The organism is Sorangium sp. So ce834 (assembly GCF_051521425.1).
GTDB classification, from domain to species: domain Bacteria; phylum Myxococcota_A; class Polyangia; order Polyangiales; family Polyangiaceae; genus Sorangium; species Sorangium cellulosum_D.
Genome location: NZ_CP150351.1, coordinates 5,156,395 through 5,176,324 on the forward strand (window position 1 = coordinate 5,156,395; position 19,930 = coordinate 5,176,324).

Consider the following 19,930-nt stretch of genomic DNA (forward strand, 5'->3'; position numbering starts at 1 on the left):
AGGATGGGGCTCGCGTCGTCGTGGTGGGAAAGGTTGACCACTTCGCAAGATTAGTGTCCAAATCCGATGAAAGGGGGAGGTCGCGATGAAGCGAACCGCGGTCCGGTACTTCCTGCGCGAGGTGTGTTGGTGAGCGCGCGGGGACAGACGGCGAACGCTGCGCTGCGCCGACATCACGGCGGGCGCCCGCTCTTCACGCTCAACATGTCGGCGGCCGAGCTCTCCGCACTGCGGGGGGAGCTTGCGGATGGCGTCCGAAGCACGGGGATCGCGGCGTTGCGGGCACCGGACCGCGCTCGAATGTTCGTGGCCTACGCCGCCGAGTTCCTCTGCCAGGAGGGGCACGCGCTGGAGTGGCGGCCCATCCTCGGCTCGATCGGGGTAAGCGCCGAGGAGGCGCCCCGGTATCCCGAGCTGTACGAGGCCCTGGTCGACGCCCTGCGCTCTTTCGATCGGCAGGTCGTGACGCGCCAGGGCCGCAGGCGCTTTCTCGCGACGTTGCTCCGGGAGGGCGGGCTCCCCGTTCACATCGGCAACCTCCCCGAGCTGATGGGGGCGCTGGGCCGGGAGATCGGATGGGAGGCGCTCGCAGGACAGGACGGCATGGCCGCCCGGCGTTTCGCCGTGGCTCGTATCAAGTTGCTGGCGCAGGGGCGGCTCCGAGAGTTGCTCGACGCGAGCGAGGCCGCGGAGGCGCTGGAAGACATCCTCGCGGACGCCGCGGCAACGCGTGAGCGGCTGGCGCGGTGCGGGGTGGATCCGACCTCGCTCGGCAGCGCGGACGATGTCCGGTGCGCGCTGGATCAACACGGGATCGAGCTGCCGGCGACGAGGAATCCCCGCTTGCTAGCGGCCATGCTGGCCTCGTTCCGGGACGCGGCGCAGTCGCCGCGCGGAGCGCCGGCGGCGTCCTTCGGCGCGGCGCTGGAGCTGCGCGCGATGCTGCTACCAGATCGTCGAATCGAGCTCCGCGCGAGCTTGGATCTGGCGCATCCGGCGCTCCGTCGGTGCATCCCCGCGGACGTGACGTATGCGACCGTGGCCCTGGAGCCCGAGACGCACGGAGCGCGCTTGATCGCGTGGTCGGAAGGGGGGAAGCGGTTCGAGAGCGACGACGCCGTCAAGGGGCGTCTGGAGTGGCTCCTCGGCATGGGGAGCTCGACCGCGAGCGTGGTGGCGCGTTATGCGGCGAGGGGCGGCGCGGCGCAGGTGGTGCCCATCGAGACGCTGGTGCTCCCGGACCAGGCGCTGTGGTGGTTCGACGGGGAGGGCCGGATGCTCCGCGCGGATCAGGAGCTCATCGCCGTCGGCGAGCGCCGCCTCCTGTTGGCGCGCGAAGAGATCGTGATCGAGACCTCGGGAGGCGTGACCGCCGCGGAGCTGTCCGGGGGGGCAGCCGCCGCCTGGGCGATCGACGCCGCCACGGAAGGGGAGGCCCGCGTGCTCACCGCGGGAGGCGAGATCACGGTGCTGGAGTGCCGGCGGCGGGTCCTCTCCGTGAGCATCGAGGGAGGCTTGCCGTCCCAGTTCTCGCGCGCAACCAGCGCCTTCGAGCGTTTGCCCGATCTGACCGTGAACGACGCCCCGGATGGGGTCGGCGTGGTCGTAGGCGCCGGGCCGCACGCGCCCTTCGAGACGGTGGCGCGCGATGCGACGGGGCGTATCCGGCTCAGCGGGCTCCCGCAGCTCCGAGGCGCATGCGGCACCGTGCGGGTGCGCCTCACGGCGCGCGAAGGGCGGAGCTTCTGTGCCCGATGGACGGTGATCCCGCCGCACATCGTGGAGCTCGTCGAGGCGCGGCGGGTCGTCTTCGGATCGAAGCTCCTGGCCCATGTGACCAGCCCGCACGGCGTGGTCACGGCGCTCGGCCCAGGCCGCTTCGAGGTCCAGGCCCCCGCGGACGCGCAGGAGATCGCGGCGTCGCTGGGGCTCAACTCGGGGGAGATCCTCCGTGTCTGCGTGCCGCTCGCGCGGCGCTACGTGCGCTTGTGGAAAGACGTCGTGTCTAGGGAGGAGGCGCCGCTCGACGGGACGGCGATCCTCACGGAGCGCATGGTCTTCACGCACGCCTGCGTGGAGGTGCGCTCCGAGCCCGATCGCGAGGTGTGGCTGGAGGACGAGGGCGGGGCGCGCCTCGTCACGAGCCGCACCGATCGCCTCGGGCGCGCGCTGGTCCCGCTGCGCGACGTGGTGCGGCAGAAGCTCCGGCCCGACAAGAGCTCGATCGTCGTCGCCGCCCGCGTCGACGGCGATCCGGCGGCCTACCGCTTCCAGGTAGTCGTCCCCCGGATGCACCACCCCTCGCGTGTCGCGCGCCCGGGGCAGTTCGTGCTCAAGCTGCTGCTTGACGAACGCGACCTGCCGGAGAAACCCGCGCTGGCCTGCTTCGATGTCCTGCGACCATTCGACGAGCCGGCGATCGTCGCCTGCGGGCTTGAGAAGGTCGGGCCCCAGCGCTTCGAGGCAGCAGCGGCCGCGAGCGCGCTGCCGACGTCGCGCGGCCGGTGGATCGTGTTCCTGGCGGACGCGGCGCGGTCGCCCGTGAGGAGCCATTCGGGCGGCGTGCTGGTGGAGATTCCCCTGGACGTGGAGGCGGTCCCGCCGCGCGCACTCTCGGCGCTTGACGAGGGGTTGTGGTCCAAGAACGAGCCGCAGATCCTTCGCGCGCTGGAGGACATGACGGCGGATCCGCCGGCATTCGACGTGTGGCTTGACCGCTTCGTGGGCGCGGTACGGGCCCGCGCGGCCTTCGGGCTCGAGTGGTTCTACCTCTTCGATCTCGTCGCCGCACGCGCGCCCTGGGTCCTGCTCGCCGCGGCGGCGCGGCTCCCCGCGCGCACCCGGTTCGCGTGGCTTGATCTGTACCGCACCGAGTGCCGCGGCTTCACCTGGCTCGGCGTGACCCGCTCGGAGCCGCGACCTCTCGCGCGAGCGCTGCGGCGCAAGGAGGTCCACGAGATTACCGAGCTAATCGAGACCGCCAAACAGGCGCGCGCCATGCCGCGCGCTGTCGAGCTGACGCTGTATCAGGAGGCGCTAGGTGGGCGGCCGGAGGCACCGCTGCTCCTCGAATCCATGAAGGCGGAGGTGTTCGGCGAGGGCGGTCCCATCGAGCTTCCCCGCGACTGGGAGGAGCGCCTCGCACTTCGGATGTCGGACCTGACCGAGGTCGCGACGCAGGACAGCCTGCGCGGACGCCGGGCGGCGGCGTTGCTGAAGCTCCGCCAAGGGGCAAGCCAGCAGCTTCTCGAAGAGCTCCCGCGGGCCTGGGTCTTCGGTACGCCCGGAGCCGCGCCGAGCGTCACGGCGACGTTGATCGAGGCGGAGGCGAAGGCGAAGCGCGAGCTCTCGGTCGGCCACGGCCGCACGGTCGTCGACGCCGAGCTGCGCGTCGCCGAGGCGGCGCAACTTTTGACGGCGTATCGTGAGCAGGGCCTGCGGATCAGGAAGGACGCGTGGAACGCCATCGCGGTGCTCGACCAGATCGTACCCGATCTTCTGGATGCCTGGTTGCTCGCGTCGATGGGGAAGAGGTGAAGCGATGAGCAGGTATCAACTGGACGCCTATGCCGCCAATGAGCGGGCGCTGGCAGAGATGACGAGCTTCGTTCGGTCCTCGTTTCGCTTCCGCGATCCGACGCTCGACGATGCGGTCCACAAGGCGATCACGGACTTCGGGCTCGTCGCGCCCCCCGTCGTGGAGGCGAACTTTCCCTTCGAGCTGCCCAGCCTCGGCCCGAAGACGACCGGCGAGCTGGCGAAAGCAGGGATCGTGCACCGCGATCTCCCGGCGCTGCTCCAGGCCGCGCGCGGCGAGGCACAATGGCCGGCCGACCGCCCGCTCTACCGGCACCAGGTCGAGGCGATCGAGAACTACCGGAAGGGGAAATCCCTCGTCGTCGCGTCGGGCACGGGTAGCGGCAAGACCGAGTGCTTCCTCTTCCCCGCGCTGGACAAGCTCCTTCGCGATCCGGACCTGAAGCGCCCCGGCGTACGCGTGCTCCTCCTCTATCCCCTGAACGCGCTGGTGAACAACCAGATGGATCGGCTGCGGGCGATTCTCGGCGACCATCCGACCATCCGCTTCAGCCTTTACACGAGCCGCCTGCCGGAGACGACGAAGGAGGCCGAACGGAAGCTCAAGAAGCTCGGGTTGCCCGTGCCGCGCGCGGAGCTCATCTCGCGCGAGCAACTCCGCGAGCGGCCGCCGCACATCCTGGTGACGAACTATTCGATGCTGGAGTACGCGCTCGTCCGGCCGGCCGACGCGCCCATCTTCAGCGACCGGTTCGCGCGCCCGGAGATGGTCGTCATCGATGAAGCGCACGTCTATGCCGGCGCGATGGCGGCCGAACTCACGCTCCTCATGCGGCGCGCCTGGCTTCGCTGGGGGATCCCGGAGCCAAGCGCGGTCCAGGGGATCGCCACGTCGGCGACGATGCACCAGGGGATCTCGGACGGCCGGGAGCGCCTCCGCTCCTTCGCCGCGAGCTTGCTCTCCAAGGCCCCTTCCGACGTCGAGCCTATCGAGGGGCGGCGCGTCGTCCCCCAGGCGAAGCCCTCGCCTGTCAAGATGGCCCTCCCTGCGCCCGCCGCGGTAGCGGCGCTCGACACCGACTTCGCGACGCTCGTGGACGAGGTGGTGGACGGCGAGGTCGAGGTCAAGCTCGACGGCTCGAAGGTCTCCCGTGAGCGGGCGCAACAGGTGGTCGACCTGCTCCGCCCCGGCTTCCGGACGCGCGATGACCTCCCGGCCGCGCGCCTGCTCCATGATGCGCTGGAGCCGCTCACCTGGGTACGCAAGCTGCGTGGCGATCTGAACGACGCCGCCACCCGCATCGATCAGCTGGCCGACGCACTGTTCGGGAAGGACGGTGATCTGGGCGTGCGCCGGCGGGCTGCTCACCGCGTCCTCGAGGTGCTCGCGCTGGCCCGCAGCGCGGCGAGCGAGATCCCGCTCCTGCCCGTGCGGATCCATGCGACGGCGCGCGGACCGCACGGCGTCTACGCCTGCCTCAATGGCCAGTGCCCCGAGGCGGTGATTCGGGGCGCGCTCGGCACGCTGTACACCGAGCCGGTGGGCCGGTGCGGGTGCGGCTGCGGCGTCTACGAGCTGCGCGTGTGTGAATCCTGCGGTCAGTCCTTCGTGCTCGGGCTCGAAGGGGCTGGCGATGATGGTCTCCCGGCGCTGGTGCCGCAGCGGGTGCACGGGCAGGCGGGCTCCGGCGGCGGGAAGCGGAAAGAGGGCAAGAGCGACGTGGCCCTGTTCTGCTTCAGGGATCGTTGGGACGACGGCAGCCCTTTCCCCACGGCGGACGGCGCGCCGGAACAGCGGTGGGTCGACACCAGCTCGGCACCCTGCCGGCTCGGCGCCGCGGACGGCCGGCGCCTGTGGCGATTCCCGGGCGGGAACTTCAAGGGGCCCGAGCGGACGCTCACCGGCGTGGCTTGCCCCCGCTGCGATTCCCAGCGACCTGCGCTGCCCGTCATCCGGCGCGTTCAGGTCGGCACCGACGCGGCGCTGCAGGTATTGATCGATGGGGTGTATCCGTCGCTCCCGCGACACCGCGCCGCCGCCGGTCGCTGGTTGCGCGGTGAGGGGAGACGCCTCCTGCTGTTCGCCGACAACCGCCAGGTGGCCGCGTCGCTGGCGGCGAAGGTGGAGGAGTCGCATGATACGCTGCTCGCCCGCCGGATCCTCGTCGAAGCGCTCGACGCTTGCGCCGGCCGGGGGGAATCGGGCCGTGCCTCTGCTCTCCAGCGGGAGATTGTGGCCGCCGTGGAGCGCGACGACTTCGAGGAGGCGGCCCGCCTCAAGGTCAAGCTTGCTGCGGCCCGCGCCGCCGCCGCCGCCGAGGGCGTCGACTTTGAATGCTTGGCCTCGGCCATTCGCGACCACGCTGACCTCCGAGAGCTCAGCAACCACGATGCCGCCAGCGCGCTGGATCTGGCTCGCATGCTCGTTGCCCGCGAGCTCTCGCGCCGCCCTGGACGGCTCGGCAACCTGGAGGCGAACGGCGTCGTGGTGGTCGATTACGGGATCGCTTTTCCCGCACCCAAGCATCCGGACGTGCGCCGGCTGTTCCCCGACGACGTGTGGAGCGCGCTCGTTGCCACCCTGCTGGACACGATGCGCGCCGATGGTGCATGCACGGTCCTTCGCGTCGGGATCCATGATGACTTTCTCCCGCGCCGCCTCATCGACCGCCCGATGGTCAAGGAGCATCCGAAGGGCAAGGCCGGCGCAGACACCAACGACGACGCGGCTGACGGCGCGTGGGAGAAGACGCCGGTCCCGCTCATGCCATCCGGCGCCGGGGTGACCGCGAACGAAAACCGCCGGCTGGCTTACGTGGCGCGGGTGCTGGCGGAGCTGGGCGCGCCCGCTGCAGTGACGCCGGTGCTGGTCCTCGAAGAGGTCTGGGACGTGCTCGACCGCGTCGCGCCGGTGGGGCAGCAGCAATCTCAGTCGGTGTCCCCCATCCGGCGCCGGAATGAGGCGGGGCGCTTGGAGATCGTGTTCCACCTGCTCCGCTTCCGGCGGTCGAGCGCGGGGCCGCTCTACCGCTGTCGCCTGTGCCGGACCTCGTGGGCGCGCGCGGTGGCAGACCTTTGCCCGACAAGTCACTGCGAGGGCACGCTCGCCGGCATCCCGCCGGGGCAGGAGCTTGATGACCGGGACCGGATCGTGGCGCGTGCGGTGGGCGAGGGCCGGACGGAGCTCCTCGGGCTGAACTCCGAGGAGCACACCGCTCAGATCCTCCCGGAGGACTTGGAGCAGAGCGAGGCTCGGTTCAAGGAGGGCGAGCGCAACGCGCTCGTGTGCTCGACCACGATGGAGCTCGGCGTCGACATCGGCGGTCTCAGCGCCACGTTCCTCACCAACGTGCCGCCCGGCCCGTCGAACTACCTGCAGCGCGCTGGCCGCGCCGGCCGTCGCGCGGAGGGCACGGCGCTGGTGCTGACGTTCGCGCGACCGCGGCCGTTCGATCAGGCGGCCTTCGCCGATCCGGAGCGCCCCTTCAAGCTCCCGATCACACCCCCCGCGGTCAAGCTCGACAGCCCCCGGATCTGTCGACGCCACGTGTACGCGCACCTTCTGGCGCGGTTCTTCCAGCACTTCGACGCCGGCGTGAGCGCCCAGAATCCGCTCACCGTCTTCGGCTCCGTGAAGGCGTTCTTCGAGGACGCCGTCGCCGCGGTCGAGCACCTCGACGCCGCGGTCGGCGATCGGATCGGGAAGACGCTCGGGGTCGACGTCAAGCAGGAGACCATGTGTCACGCGTTCGTCGCCTGGCTGGTGGACATGGCGGTCGCCGACACCGCGCTCGTCGCGCAGGTGCGGGCGCTGACGGCGCGCGCGGCACTGGCAAGCATGTCGATGGACGACATCGCCGACCGTTGCTGGACGCACATCGAGAAGATTGCCGCTGAAGTGCGCCACCAGCTTCGCGTGCTGAACATGCAGCTCGACGCCGAGCGGGCCAAGCCGGAGGCGGCGCAGGATCGCGGGATGATTCGCGCGCTGGAGTACCAGCGAGACGACCTGGCGAGCGAGTCGTTGCTCAGTTATCTGGCCGTCGCGCAGTTCCTGCCGCGGTACGGGTTCCCGGTGCAGGTGGTGCCTCTCGTCGAGCGCTGGGAGGAGAGCCGGGGGGAGAGCCGGTCGTCCTCGCAGCCGCGCCTCCGCCTCGAGCGCGACGTGGCGCTTGCGCTGAGCGAATACGCGCCGGGCGCCGAAGTCATCGCGGGCAAGCACGTGCACGCCTCCCGCGGTCTCCTCCGGCACTGGACCGGTACGGACGCTCCCGGCGTGATCGCGCAGCGGGTCATCGGCCTGTGCCCGAACTGTGGCCAGTTCCATTTCGCTCGCAACCAAGGTGGCCTGGAGAAGGCGTGCAAGACCTGCAAGCAGCCGGGGTTGCGGGAGATCCCGGTCATCCAACCGAAGCTGGGGTTCGCCGTGCAGTGGGGGCGGCGGCCGCAACGCTGGGCCGGCGGGGCCAGGACCGCCCTACGCCCGGTGACGGAGGCCGTGTACGCAACCCGCGAAGGAGGCCCGACGGCAGAGGTGAGCGCCGGTCTAGCGCTGGCGTACGACGAGGAGGGGTCGATCCTGGTGCGCACCGAAGGGTCGCTCGTGGAATCGGACCGAAGCGGAGCGAGCGCGAGCTCGGCCGCGGTGGGCGCGCAGCGGCAGGGATACGGCTACGCCATCTGTTATCTCTGCGGCCGCGCCGAGCCCGAGACGGAGCTGCCAGGGACCGATAAGAAGGGTAACAAAGTCGATCCGCTCCCCAAGGCGCTCGAGCAGCATCAACGCCTGCGTGGCAAAGGGCGCTGCGAGAACAAGGGGAATTATTGGCGCCACATGGTGCTCGCCGGCGATCTGCGCACGGAGACGCTTCGGATCGAGCTGAAAGGGGCGCTCGCGCTCCCCGGCGGGGAGGATGGCCTGCGCCTCGCCACGACGTGGATGGTGGCGCTCCAGCTCGCAGCGGGCGAGGTGCTGGGGGTCGATTCGCGCGAGGTCAGCGGGTTGCTCTCGCCGCGGGGTGTCGGTCAAGGCTTCGTGTACGACGTCATCCTGTACGATCAGGTGGCCGGCGGGGTGGGCCACTGCCGGGCGCTGCGGGAGCGCTGGCAGGATCTGATGATCGCGGCCCGACAGCGGCTGCGGTGCTCCAACCCTGCTTGCACGACGGCATGTCACCGTTGCCTGCTTGCGTTCGAGACGCAGCGTTACGAGCCGCTCCTGCGGCGCCGCAAGCTGCTTGACCGTCTCGAGCCCGGCTGGGTGCTCCTGGAGACGCGGGCTGAGCGAGACGGGCTTCCGGTCGAGCCGGTGTTCCGGGGCGGCGTCGAGGTCCGGGAGCGTCTTGCGCGGCTGCCGACCGTGGAGATCACCATCGTGGCGCCCAGCGTCGGTCGGCAGGCGATGGCGGACGATGGCTGGCTGCGCTGGATTGTGCGGCACGCCGACGGCCCAGGGCGCGCACGTGTGGTGCTCGGTCGCCTGCCGGATCCGAACTCGGACGAGGAGCGAATCACTGCGCTCCGGCTGCGGTTGGCGATCGAGATGGGCAAGGTGGAAGTGCGGAAGGTGTCGCCGAGCGCCGCAGCGGATTTTGCCTGGAAACTGTCGTCCGGTGCGCCCGATTCCGAAGACGTGTTCCTCGTGGAGCAAGCGCATGACGCGGACGCGCTCGGTCCTGGGTGGCTGCGCGAGAAATGCCGGGTGTTCCGAACCGTGGGACGCGTGGCCGGGCAGGCAGCCCGGGAGCGCGTGGCGGCGCTTGTCGCTGCCGCGCGGGTGTGCACCGCATCGGACTTCGAGCCGGACGAGGCGGCCCCGAGCATCATCGTCCACAGCGTGCCCGCGCGCAAGCAGGGCGCGGATGCGACCTTCGCCCGCTGGTTCGTCAACGCTTCGGGTGAAGCACTCAACCATCGACCCATCCGCGCGCTTCGGATCGTCGATCCTTATCTGCAGACCCACTGGCAGCTCATCTTGCTTGAAGAGGCAGCGGCGTTCTTCCGGGCGCGTAGCTGCCAGAGCGTGGAGGTCGAAACCTACGCGCCCATCCCCGAGAAGGAGAACCAGGGGCACGGGCATCACCGGACGCTCAGCGCCGACGAGCAAAAGGCGCGGATCGCGCGCGTCGCGGGGAACTCGGGATGGCGGCCGCTGGTGCTGCCGAGCGACCCGCTGGCGCGGGTTCATCAGCGAACCATTACGGGCACGCGGGAGGACGGTTCGCGTTTCGTGGTGCTGCTTGAGCGCGGTCTCGACTTCATCGCGTTCGACAGGCGGCAAGGGGCGCGGATGACGCGGGAGAGCTACGTCGTGGTGAAGGAAGAGTGAGTGCCACCCGATGAAACGGGAGCGGACGTGACCATGCGATATCACTACGTGGCCCTTCCCTCGACGGGTCTGCGGCTCCAGCGTGTGGATGCGAGGCCGGCGCTGCCGCGTCTGTTCCTGGCGTTTCCAGAGTGAGATGGCTCGCCTCATCACCGCCATTCAGGTCGGCTGCCCGGCAGATAGGTGCGGTTCGCACGGCTCGCTACCTTCCGCGCTTCCCGCGTTCGGCCGTGAGGTCGACCACGGGAGCTTGGACGCTGGCCGCCGCGCCCTGGCATGGCAGCCCCAGTAGCCGCCCGATCGCCTCGTGCGCAACGCGCACCGCTTCGACATCCCCCGCCGCAGCCGCGGCCGCCAGCCCGTCCCCGAGCTGCGCAACCAGCACCGCCCTCGCCGACAGGGCAGGCGAGGGCGCCGCTCCCGCCCCCGCCGCGCCACTCCCCGCCGCCACCTGCTCCGCCAGCCGTACCAGCATGTCCACCCCCACCGCCTCCCCCGCCGCCACCGCCCTCAGCGCCGCCACCGCCAGCTCCCGCCCCCCGTCTCCACCCGCAGCACCCCCGCCTCCCGCCTGCCCACCTTCCTGCCCACTTTGCCCCTTAACCCCGCGATTTCCTTCAGCACCCCCAGGCTCTTTTAATCCGCAGGTCCAAGCTTCGAGTCCCTGTCGACCCACCATCGCGAAATTGCTCAGGATTCAGCGGCGCAGACTCCCGCGCTCGCGACCTTGAGCGTGACCTTCGCGGGCCGGCCACGGCGTTCCGGAGGGGAGCGTCCGGCGGGCGTGCGCCCGAGCTCGCCGAGCGCCTCTCGACGGCTGTCCTGCGGGGGGGGTCGACCCGCCGCCGGAGCTCGTGCGAGGGGCGCTCGACCTGCGCGCCTGGGACGAACCGCGCTGTGCGGCACTGACGAGCACGCTGGCCGGGCGCGCGCCCGATGTGACGTGGCGACTCCGCTGAGGAAAAATAGACGAGCTCGTCGGAATGCACGGTGAAGCTGTCTCGACCTCCAAACCTTTGATGTTCGATGAACATCGCCGCCGTCCCGCCGCGTCGAACGCCTATCCTGCGCCGCGATGGCCAAGGTCGGACGCAACGAGCCCTGCCCTTGCGGCAGCGGGCGCAAGTACAAGAAGTGTTGTCTCACGAGCGGCAGCGGCAGCGGCAGCGGCAGCGGCGCGCCGTACACGGCGGCGGATCGTCATGCCGCGCTTCAGAAGCTCCTTCACTCGATTCACCCCGACGACCTCGACGGCGCCAGGGAGATGTTCTGGGGCAAGCACTTCCCGCTCCGCGCCCGGTGGACCGACGCCGCGCTCCTGGAGATGGTCGAGGTTGCGTTCCAGTTCTGGCTCCTCTTCGATGAGCGGAGCGCAGGCCTGACGCTCGCCGAGGACGTCCTCGAGGGGGATCGCGACCCCTTCGATCTCCCCAATCTCCCGGCCCTGCGCGACGGCGAGCGGCGATATCTCGAGATGGCTCGCAGGAGCTCCATGCGCCTCTACGAGGTGATCGGCGTCGCGCCGGGTGCGAGCATCACCCTGCGCGACCTGCTCCAGGGCGGCGAGGTGCGCGTCCGCGAGCGGGCCGGGTCGCGGTGCGTCCACACCTGGGATCTCGTCGCCGCGCGCGTGGTGCAGAAGGGCGCCTCCGGCGAGCCCGAGATCGACGGAGGCATCTTCCCGATCCAGCCCCGCCTGCGCGATCCGCTGGTGAAGCACCTCGCGCGGCTGAGCGCCGAGCTCGACGAGGCCGAGCTCCGCGAGGCGCTCGTCCCCGTCTTCGTCGACGCCTGGATCGGCCCCGGCCTCCCGGCGCTCGTGAACTACGACGGCGACCCGCTGATCTCGACGCAGGTTCACTTCGACGTCCTCGACGAAAGCAAGCTCGTGGCGGCGCTCGACCGCGCGCGCGGGGTCACGCGCGGCGGCGAGGAGCTGGTCTGGTCCTGGGTGGGCAGCGGCGCGCAGCGCAAGGAGACGGTCTCCCGCGCCTTCCTGCGCATCGAGCGAGGGCGCCTGGAGGTGCAGACCAACTCCCGCGAGCGAGGCGAGGCCGCGAAGGCGCTCGTCGAGCGGCTCGCAGGGGCGTCGGTGAAGTACCGCGTCACCGAGCGCCAGGACCTGGAGCAGGCCATGCTCGCGCAGACGCGCGACGGAGGCGGCGAGATCGCGGCGGTGCCGCCGGACGAGCTGCGCCAGGCCGCCGTGCAGCTGCTCCAGCAGCACTACGAGGCGTGGCTCGACGAGCCGGTGCCGGCGCTCGACGGGGCCACGCCGCGCGCCGCCGCAGCGGTGGACGCGCTGCGGCCGCGGGTCGCCGAGCTCATCGAGGGGCTCGAGCGTCTGTACGAGCGCGCCCTCGCCGAGGGGTCGGCCGCGTTCGATCCCACGTGGATGTGGGAGGAGCTGCAGATCGAGGAGCTCGCGCGCGGCCGGTCGCGGAAGCAAGCGGTGCCGCGCCTGCCCCACGAGGTCATCGCGGAGCTCGACGCCGATCTCGTCGAGATCGCCGCCGACGTCGCCGATCGCGCGCGACGGGCGTGCGGCGGCGATCCGACGCGCGTGATCGGGCGCGAGGAGGTCGACGGCGATCTCGGCTTCCAGCGGCTCGTGCGCGCGTCGGTCCAGGGTGCGAGGGAGAACGGCGCACCGGCGCCCGTCGCTGTGGCCGCGGGCGCCCTCCTCGCCTCGTGGGCCAGGATCCTCGCGGGGTTCGAGGTCCACCTGCGCAAGATCTTCTGGGTCGACGAGGGGCTCTCGTGGATGCTCGGCGCCACCGCGCTCGACGTGACCGGCGAGGCCTTGCGCGCGCCCTTCACGAGCTTCGCGCTGGTCTTCACCGACCGCTACGCCCTCGGGATCGCGGAGCGTCTGCTCGCGGAGGACCCGTCGGCGCGCCTCCGCGGCCGGATCCTCTCGGTGCTCACCGTGTACGTCACGGCCAGCGCCGCCGGCGACGAGCGCACCGACCTGCGGCTCGCGTTCGCGGCGGACGCGCGGGACGGCGGGTGGCCCGAGCTCGTCGAGCGCGATCGTCGAGCGGGAGTACCGGCTGATATCCGCGCGGGACGCGGACGCGTGAACCAGCGGGAGAACGCGCCGAGGCGATGGTGAAACGAGACGAAGCCCGAGCCAGGCGCCTGCCGCGGCCAGCGGAGCGCCCGCTCGACGACGGCGTGCGCTACGGCCCGGAGGCGTGGCGCGAGATCGACGGCGTCGCCTTCTGCCACTGGGACCGGTGGCTCCTGCGGCTGGCGCTGGCGGAGCCGAGCGGCCTCGACGCGATCGCGCGCGAGCTCCGTGCGCGCGCGGCGAGCCGGCGCGTCAGCGGCGAGGCCGCCGAGGCGATGCTCGCGCAGGTGGTCGACCTTCGTGCGCGGCTCGCGCGCCTCGCGCGCACGCCGGAAGAGGTCCTCGACGCGGAAGAGCGAGCGAGCGAGTGGCTGCTGAAGAAGGCCTGGAAGCGGGTATGGCATGCGGGGCCGAACCGCCGCACGGACGCGATGCGCAACACGCCTCGCCTGCGGTTCTTGGCGCATGCGCTCCGGGGGAACTGGCCGCGCTTCCCGGTATCGCCTGCGCGCTTCGAGCCCGAGCTCCGCCGCGTCGTCGGTGACCATGCGTACTACGACTACCGCGCCACGGACCTGGTCGCGCGCCTCCTCGAGCGCCAAATCGACCTCCTCGGAGCGATGGCAGCCTCCGATTTGGAGCGCATGGCGCTGCATCGGGCAGCGATGACCGTGATCATCGAGACGATGGACCGGGTCGACGACTCCCTCGCCGACATGAGCGAGGTGTTCGCGGCGAGCGAGCGCGCGTACCTCGCGCTCGCCCGCGACCGTGCCGGGCTTGACGGGATCCTGCGCGACCTCCTCGAGCTTGCCGTGTGGGAGGATTTCGGGCTGCTTCGCGGCGTCGTCGACTTTCTGGGGGCGCTCCAGGAGGAGCACGCGGACCTCGCCATCCGCGCGCTCTCCGGGATCATCGCGGAGCTGCGGCGAGAGCGCCTCGATGGCCAGCTCGCCCGTGCGCTCATGCTCCGCAAGGCGGTGCTGGCCCCCTGGGGATAGGATGGGACCCCGGCTTTTTCCGGGTCTTGTCCCGGTCGGGGCGCGGAACCTGCGCGGAGAGCGCGACGCTCCACGTGCGCTGGCGAAGCACGCACACGCGTCTCGAGCTCAGCCGGAAGACGGGCGTGACGGCCCTCGAGGGGCACCGGCGCCCGAGCCCTCCGCAGCGGGATCTTCTAGTCCGCGAGCGCGGCGTCGGCGGTCGGTTCCATCTCGGCAGGGCTTGCGGGCCTCGCAGCCCTCACGCGCTTGAAGGGACGGATCTCGCCTGGCGAAACGAGGCTGTACTCGAAGCCCCTCGCTGTCTCGGCTCTCGCCACGCGGCCGCGAGCCATGAGCGCGCGAAGCGCGACGTAGACGCTCCCGTTCGGCAGCCCGCTGCGTGTGGCGATCTCCGTTGCCGTCCCGCGCACGAGGGACCGAACGGTTTCGAGCACCACGGCCTCCCGTTCGCTCGTGGAGGCTCCGGTCGCGGCCATCATGCCAGCCGTGGTACGGTCCGCGCCGGATGCCGGTGCCACGATGCTCTTCGTGGCCGGTGCCACGATGCTCTTCGTGGCCGGTGCCGCCGTCGCCGAGGCGCTCGGCGCCGCCGAGCGCGTGCCGTGCTTCCTGCTCCTCGCGGGCCCAGCCACGCTCTTTTGGCGTTGCGCGGGCGCCTTCCGGCGCTTCGGACGGCGCTCCGAGGAGGCGTTCGCCGCTGGCCGTCCCGGATCGGTCAGCATCGCCTTGACGGTCCGGCGCGCCGCGGCGCGGTGCTCTTCCTGGACCCGTCGGACCAGGCGCAGGATCTCCTTCACAAAACTGTCCACCCGCTCCTCGATCGCCTTCGATGCGTTCATGGCGGGCGCCGTAGTAGCACGCGCGCTTCGACCGTCGAGAACCTGCGAGCAAGCTGGCGGGTGTGGGTCGCCGGTAACGTCGACTACGTATCCGAGGATCGGGCTCCTGAAGGCGATCCTGGCACGCGCGCCCAGCGCCCGCGCGGGGACGGGCGCGGTCGCGCGGGCGTGGATGGTGTGCTGGGCGGCGACGGGGGAGATCGCCTCGTCTCTCGATGACGTGTTCATCGATATCGCAGCACATGGCCATGCTGCGGCCTCACGGCCGATCGCCGGGCCGCATCGTTCAGGGCGAGCGTGGCTTCGCCCCAGGCGTGGCCGTGGTCGGGGGAGTCGAGTCGAGCTGCCTGGCCGGGGGAGAAGGATGCCCGTGCGAGGTGGGGCTCCGCGCGAGCGCAGCGGATTGTGTTGCGGCCCCCCGTTCGGGGCGGGCAGCACGCCGTGAACCCGTCCCGGTGAGCTGCCTCGTCCACGCGGGAGATGGGTGGCACCCGTCTCCCGGTGGACGTGCCTCCAGCAAAAGATGGGTGGCACCCGTCTCCGCGGTGGACATGGCTCCAAGAAAAGATGGGTGGCACCCGTCTCCCGGTGGACGTGGCTCCAAGAAAAGACGGGTGGCACCCATCTCCGCGATGGAGAGGCCACCCTCCGGCCGAGCGATCCCCTGGGCGTCCCGCCTGGCTGGGTGCTGAAATGTAAGAAATCCCACTTCACGCCGCCGGCTACGCTCCCATCGGGCGACCTCGTCGACGGCGGCACGCGGCGGAGCGTCGCCGCCTCGTCGAAGCCGAGGTCCGCAGGCACGCCGGAGGAGCGCGTGCTCGGCGACGACCGCGAGGCACCTGCGACGACACGGCGTAGGTGGCGAGCACGCTGTCACGGATGACAGCCGGCGCAGCAACACGACGCGCGAGACCGTCGAGCACCCGGTGAACCGCTACGTTGCCTGGCTCGTGGGGCGGGTCGCTCGCGTGCTAGGTGAGCTGAGCGTCGTGCTCGGCGACGCCGCGGCAAAACGACGCCTGCAGCCGGACACCGCCCAATGGTGCCGCGCACGGAACGAGCTGCTCACCGGCTGCGGGGCGGGGGCGGCGTTCACCGCGAGGCATCCGGAGGACGGAGCGCGGCTCGAACTCCGGTACAACATGACGTTCCGCGGATACCTCGCCCGGAGGACCTCGCTTCGATACAGCATCTCCCGTGAGCGCCGACCGGACATCGTGATCTCGTTCGAGTCACCCGACAGGCCGCGTTCGTGGATCTGTCTGGACGCCAAGTACAGGGTACGGCGGGATGCGCTCGCGGATTCCTTCACCTCGCTCCACATCTACCGTGATGCGCTGCGGTGGGAGACGTTCGGCGGCCCGTGCCGCGGCGGGCTGCTCCTGGTTCCGGCGATCGAGCCGGAATGTCAGCCCTGGTTCGACGATGAGTTCCGCGAGCGGTTCGGAATCGGTGCCTGGCGGCTGACGCCGGGGGAGCCGCCGGACCTCGCCCTGGCGAAGCTCATCCTCGCCATGGTACGTGGACCTGCCGGAGCGTAAACGCCAGCGGCCGGGGGCGTCCCCGCGACGTGCGTCCGCCAGCGCGGCCACGGTCGCCCGAGCTGCCGCGGAGCCCGCCGACGCGCCCCCAGCGGCCCAGCCATTCGTCCCGCGTCGAGGCATAGGCGAGTATGCCTATGCCTCGGTCCAGCGGGCTCGGGTACGCTCGTTGCAGTCGCCTGCCTCTCCACGAACCCAGGGAGAACAGCAGGTCCGCAAGGACTCCAGCATGACAGTTCCCTTCAATAACCGCACCTCGTAGGCTGCGTCCACCTTCGACCATCCCTGTGATGCCCGACAGCCGCGCAGCGGCGGCCGGCGGCGTCCAGCTGCCGTTGATTGAGGAAATGGCGACGGCGATCCGCGCCCGCCCGCCCGTCCGCGCGCGGGCCGCTCGGGTCGGATCGATTGTTATGGTCTATAACAAGAGGCGGCGTCACGCCGCATGTCTGCGGAGGATTTCATGCAGGTGATCGTCGTGGGCGCCGGGATCGGCGGCCTGGCCGCGGCTCTTTCGCTACACGCCTCGGGCCATGAGGTGACGGTGTTCGAGGCCGCGCCCACCCTCCTGCCGCTCGGGGTCGGCATCAACCTCCTGCCCCACGCCGGCGAGGTGCTGAACGAGCTGGGCCTGGTCGAGTCCCTCTTGGCCCAGGGGGTGGCGACCCGCGAGCTTGTCTATTTCAACCGCTTCGGCCAGCGCATCTGGGGCGAGGCGCGCGGCCGCTTCGCCGGCCACGCCGCGCCGCAGATCTCCCTGCACCGCGGCGCCCTGCAGGGCGTGCTGTTCGACGCCGCCGTCGAGCGGCTCGGCCCGGGCCGGGTGATCTGCGACCGGCGCCTCGTGGACCACGAAGAGGCCGCAGGCCGCATCGTGGCGCGCTTCGTCGACCGCGAGGGCGCGGCCTGGGAGGTTCCCGGCGATCTCCTGATCTGCGCCGACGGCATCCATTCGGCGGCGCGCGCCCGCCTCTATCCGGACGAGGGGCCGCCGGTCTACGGCGGCCGCATCCTGTGGCGGGCGACCACGCTGGCGGCGCCGTTCCTCACCGGCGCCAGCATGATCATGGCCGGGCATCAGGACCAGAAGTTCGTCGCCTATCCCATCTCCCCGCCGGGGCCGGACGGCCGCCAGCGGATCAACTGGATCGCCGAGCTCGCCGTCGCCGAGAGCCTGCGGCGGGAGGACTGGAACCGGCGGGGCGATCCCGCCGACTTCCTGCCCAGGTTCGAGGCCTGGCGCTTCGACTGGCTGGATGTGCCCGGCCTGATCCGGGGCGCCGAGGCGATCTACGAGTTCCCGCTGGTCGACCGCGACCCGCTGCCGCGCTGGAGCCATGGGCGCATGACGCTGCTGGGCGACGCCGCCCATCCCATGTATCCGATCGGCTCCAACGGGGCGAGCCAGGCCATCCTGGACGCCCGCGCCCTGGTCCGCGCGCTCGCCGCCCACGCCGATCCGGTGGAGGCGCTGGCCGCCTACGAGGCCGAGCGCCTGCCGGCCACCGCCGCCATCGTCGCGGCCAACCGCGGCAACGGTCCGGAGCAGTGCATGCAGATCGCCCAGGACCGCGCGCCCGACGGCTTCGACCGGATCGAGGACGTCTTCGCCCCCGGCGAGCTGGAGGCGATCGCCGCCCGCTACAAGGTGCTGACCGGCCTGAAGCGCGCCTCGGAGCCCCGCGCGTGAGCCCGCCCCTCGTTCCCCTGATGACGCTCGAGGTCGCGGTGGACGCGCCGGTCACCGTCGATCCGGGCCCGCCCGGCAGGCGCTTCATTCCCATCGTCGGCGGTACGGTGGCCGGCGGCCTCGAAGGGCGGGTGCTGCCGGGCGGCGGCGACTGGCAGACGGTCTGGGATGACGGGCGTACGGACATCTCCGCCCACTACATCCTCGACATCGCCGGCCACGGAACGGTGGAGATCCTCTCCGAAGGCGTCCGCGCCAGGCCCCCGGAAGTGCTGGCGGCGCTCGGGCGCGGCGAGGCCGTGGACCCCGGCCTCACCTATTTCCGCACCTCCATCCGCATGCGCACCTCGGCGCCGGGGCTCCTGCGGCTGAACGCCGTGCTGGCCCTGGCCGTGGGCGAGCGGCTGGCCGACCGGGTGCGGCTCACGGTTCACGAGATCGGCTAGGGGCGCGATCGCGGCCGAGACCACACCACGGAGAACGCATGAGCACACAGACGAGATCGTCGAGACGCCGGGGCAATGTCGGCGCAGGCACCTTGGCCGTCATCCTCGGCATCACTTCCTTCCATCGCTCGGCAGGGGCACAGCCCGAGCCCGGAGCGCCGCCGGCGCCCACGGGCGAAGACCCGCCGATCGCGGCCCCTGCGGCCGAGCCCGCGAGCCCTCCTGCAGACGCGAGCGCGGCCCGAGCGCCGTCCGCGGAAGCCCACGCCGGCGCGCCGGCGCCGCAGAGCGCCGCCGGGCCCGGCCCGGCCGCGCCGGCGCCGCCGGCGGAGGAGCCCTGGAAGAAGCCGATCAGCGTCGCGGCCTGGGCCCGCGTCGGAGGCCGCTTACAGAACCCCAGCGCGCGCGAGAAGATGGACCGGCTGCTCGGGGACGGAGAGCTGGATCTGATGGTCTCGGGGGAGATCAACCGGTTCATCGGGCTGCAGGGCGCGCTCGTCGCCCAGTTCGGGCCGACCCCGACCGGGGGCAACATCGCGGGCAGCGCGACCATCCGTGACGTCATCGCCAAGTTCACGTTTCACGATCTGCTGAACGTCTGGATCGGCCGGATGATCGTGCCTTCGGACCGCTCCGCCTTCTCCGGTCCGTGGTCGATGGGGCCGTGGAACTATCCCGGATTCTTCGAGCCCTATGCGCCGCCGATTGGGCCGAGGCAGGGGCCTTTCGGACGCAACGATGGGGTCACCGCCTGGGGCAAGATCGCGGGCGGCCTCTTCAAGTATTACGTGGGTGCCTTCAACCTGCACGACTCCTCGGTGAGCCCGCTCTACACGGCGAGGCTCAACCTGAGCTTGCTCGACCCGGAGCCAGCCTATTACCAGAAGGCTACGTACCTCGGAGAGAAGAGCATCCTCGCGCTCGGCGTGGCGGGCGAGGTGCAGCGGGAAGGCTCCGTCGAAGCGCTGCCGCCCCCCGCGGCGGGCGCGCCCCCAGGCACCCCGCGCACGGACACCTATGCCGAGATCAACGCCGACCTCCTGTTCGAAAAGAACCTCACTGGGGCGGGCACGATCACGCTCGAGGGCGCGTTCTACAAGTACTTTGGCGACTTCGAGAGGTTCGACTATTCCTATTTCGGGCTCGCGAGCTACCTCACGCCGAGCGACGTCGGCGTCGGGAAGCTGCAGCCGCTGGTCCGATTGCAACAAGCGAAGCCGAAGAACGCCGACCCTTACCTGCTCATCGATGCCCAGATGGGCTACATCATCGAAGGGCACGCTGCCCGCGTGGCGCTCGGCTACCAAAGGAGCGATCTGTCCGGGGTGAAGGGAAATGCCCTGTTCCTCGGCGTCCAGCTGCAGAAGTGATGCGCGAGCGCGGCGGGCATAGGCGAGGTTGCCTATGCCGCGAGCCGGCAGGATCGGATACGAAGTCATCGCAGTCACCTCCGAGGAGCTCGCCCCCGC

The 19,930-nt window shown here is 71.0% G+C and carries 9 protein-coding genes; 8 read left to right on the forward strand and 1 reads right to left on the reverse strand.

Features of this window, described 5'->3' with window-relative positions; all coding sequences use genetic code 11:
- Window positions 1–306 precede the first annotated feature (306 nt).
- The 4 genes from WMF20_RS18675 to WMF20_RS18690 all read left to right on the forward strand — a co-directional run bounded on the left by WMF20_RS18675 (window position 307) and on the right by WMF20_RS18690 (window position 13,939).
- Window positions 307–3,537, forward strand: coding sequence for a hypothetical protein (locus WMF20_RS18675; RefSeq protein ID WP_437615444.1), 3,231 nt, complete (start codon window positions 307–309; stop codon window positions 3,535–3,537).
- 58 nt (window positions 3,538–3,595) lie between these two features.
- On the forward strand, window positions 3,596–9,865 hold the full coding sequence (locus WMF20_RS18680) for a DEAD/DEAH box helicase (protein WP_437617141.1): 6,270 nt from the start codon (window positions 3,596–3,598) through the stop codon (window positions 9,863–9,865).
- A 1,075-nt stretch (window positions 9,866–10,940) separates the two neighbouring features.
- Entirely contained in the window at window positions 10,941–12,980 is a 2,040-nt protein-coding gene (locus tag WMF20_RS18685; protein WP_437615446.1) for a YecA family protein, read from the forward strand.
- On the forward strand, window positions 12,974–13,939 hold the full coding sequence (locus WMF20_RS18690) for a hypothetical protein (protein ID WP_437615448.1): 966 nt from the start codon (window positions 12,974–12,976) through the stop codon (window positions 13,937–13,939). The genes WMF20_RS18685 and WMF20_RS18690 overlap by 7 nt, the downstream gene beginning before the upstream one ends.
- Window positions 13,940–14,115: 176 nt before the next feature.
- Here WMF20_RS18690 and WMF20_RS18695 read toward each other — a convergent pair whose 3' ends face one another.
- Window positions 14,116–14,781 carry a helix-turn-helix domain-containing protein gene (locus WMF20_RS18695; protein WP_437615450.1) on the reverse strand — a complete coding sequence of 222 codons (666 nt, stop codon included), beginning with the start codon at window positions 14,779–14,781 and terminating at the stop codon, window positions 14,116–14,118.
- A 992-nt stretch (window positions 14,782–15,773) separates the two neighbouring features.
- Here WMF20_RS18695 and WMF20_RS18700 point away from each other — a divergent pair.
- The 4 genes from WMF20_RS18700 to WMF20_RS18715 all read left to right on the forward strand — a co-directional run bounded on the left by WMF20_RS18700 (window position 15,774) and on the right by WMF20_RS18715 (window position 19,831).
- Complete coding sequence (locus tag WMF20_RS18700; RefSeq protein WP_437615452.1) at window positions 15,774–16,325, forward strand: nuclease domain-containing protein; 552 nt, start codon at window positions 15,774–15,776, stop codon at window positions 16,323–16,325.
- 463 nt (window positions 16,326–16,788) lie between these two features.
- Entirely contained in the window at window positions 16,789–18,015 is a 1,227-nt protein-coding gene (locus WMF20_RS18705; protein WP_437616943.1) for a flavin-dependent oxidoreductase, read from the forward strand.
- Window positions 18,012–18,461: a DUF3237 domain-containing protein gene (locus tag WMF20_RS18710; RefSeq protein WP_129575677.1), complete on the forward strand. Its 450-nt coding sequence runs from the start codon at window positions 18,012–18,014 to the stop codon at window positions 18,459–18,461. Before WMF20_RS18705 ends, WMF20_RS18710 begins: the two co-directional genes overlap by 4 nt.
- A 38-nt stretch (window positions 18,462–18,499) precedes the next feature.
- Complete coding sequence (locus WMF20_RS18715; RefSeq protein WP_437615454.1) at window positions 18,500–19,831, forward strand: hypothetical protein; 1,332 nt, start codon at window positions 18,500–18,502, stop codon at window positions 19,829–19,831.
- Window positions 19,832–19,930 lie beyond the last annotated feature (99 nt).

Excerpts from the sequence above, each read along its gene's own strand:
- WMF20_RS18680 (WP_437617141.1), top strand. The coding sequence starts at position 3,596 with ATGACGAGCTTCGTTCGGTCCTCGTTTCGCTTCCGCGATCCGACGCTC.
- WMF20_RS18685 (WP_437615446.1), top strand. The coding sequence starts at position 10,941 with ATGGCCAAGGTCGGACGCAACGAGCCCTGCCCTTGCGGCAGCGGGCGC.
- WMF20_RS18690 (WP_437615448.1), top strand. The coding sequence starts at position 12,974 with ATGGTGAAACGAGACGAAGCCCGAGCCAGGCGCCTGCCGCGGCCAGCG.
- WMF20_RS18695 (WP_437615450.1), bottom strand. The coding sequence starts at position 14,781 with ATGAACGCATCGAAGGCGATCGAGGAGCGGGTGGACAGTTTTGTGAAG.
- WMF20_RS18705 (WP_437616943.1), top strand. The coding sequence starts at position 16,789 with ATGCAGGTGATCGTCGTGGGCGCCGGGATCGGCGGCCTGGCCGCGGCT.
- WMF20_RS18715 (WP_437615454.1), top strand. The coding sequence starts at position 18,500 with ATGAGCACACAGACGAGATCGTCGAGACGCCGGGGCAATGTCGGCGCA.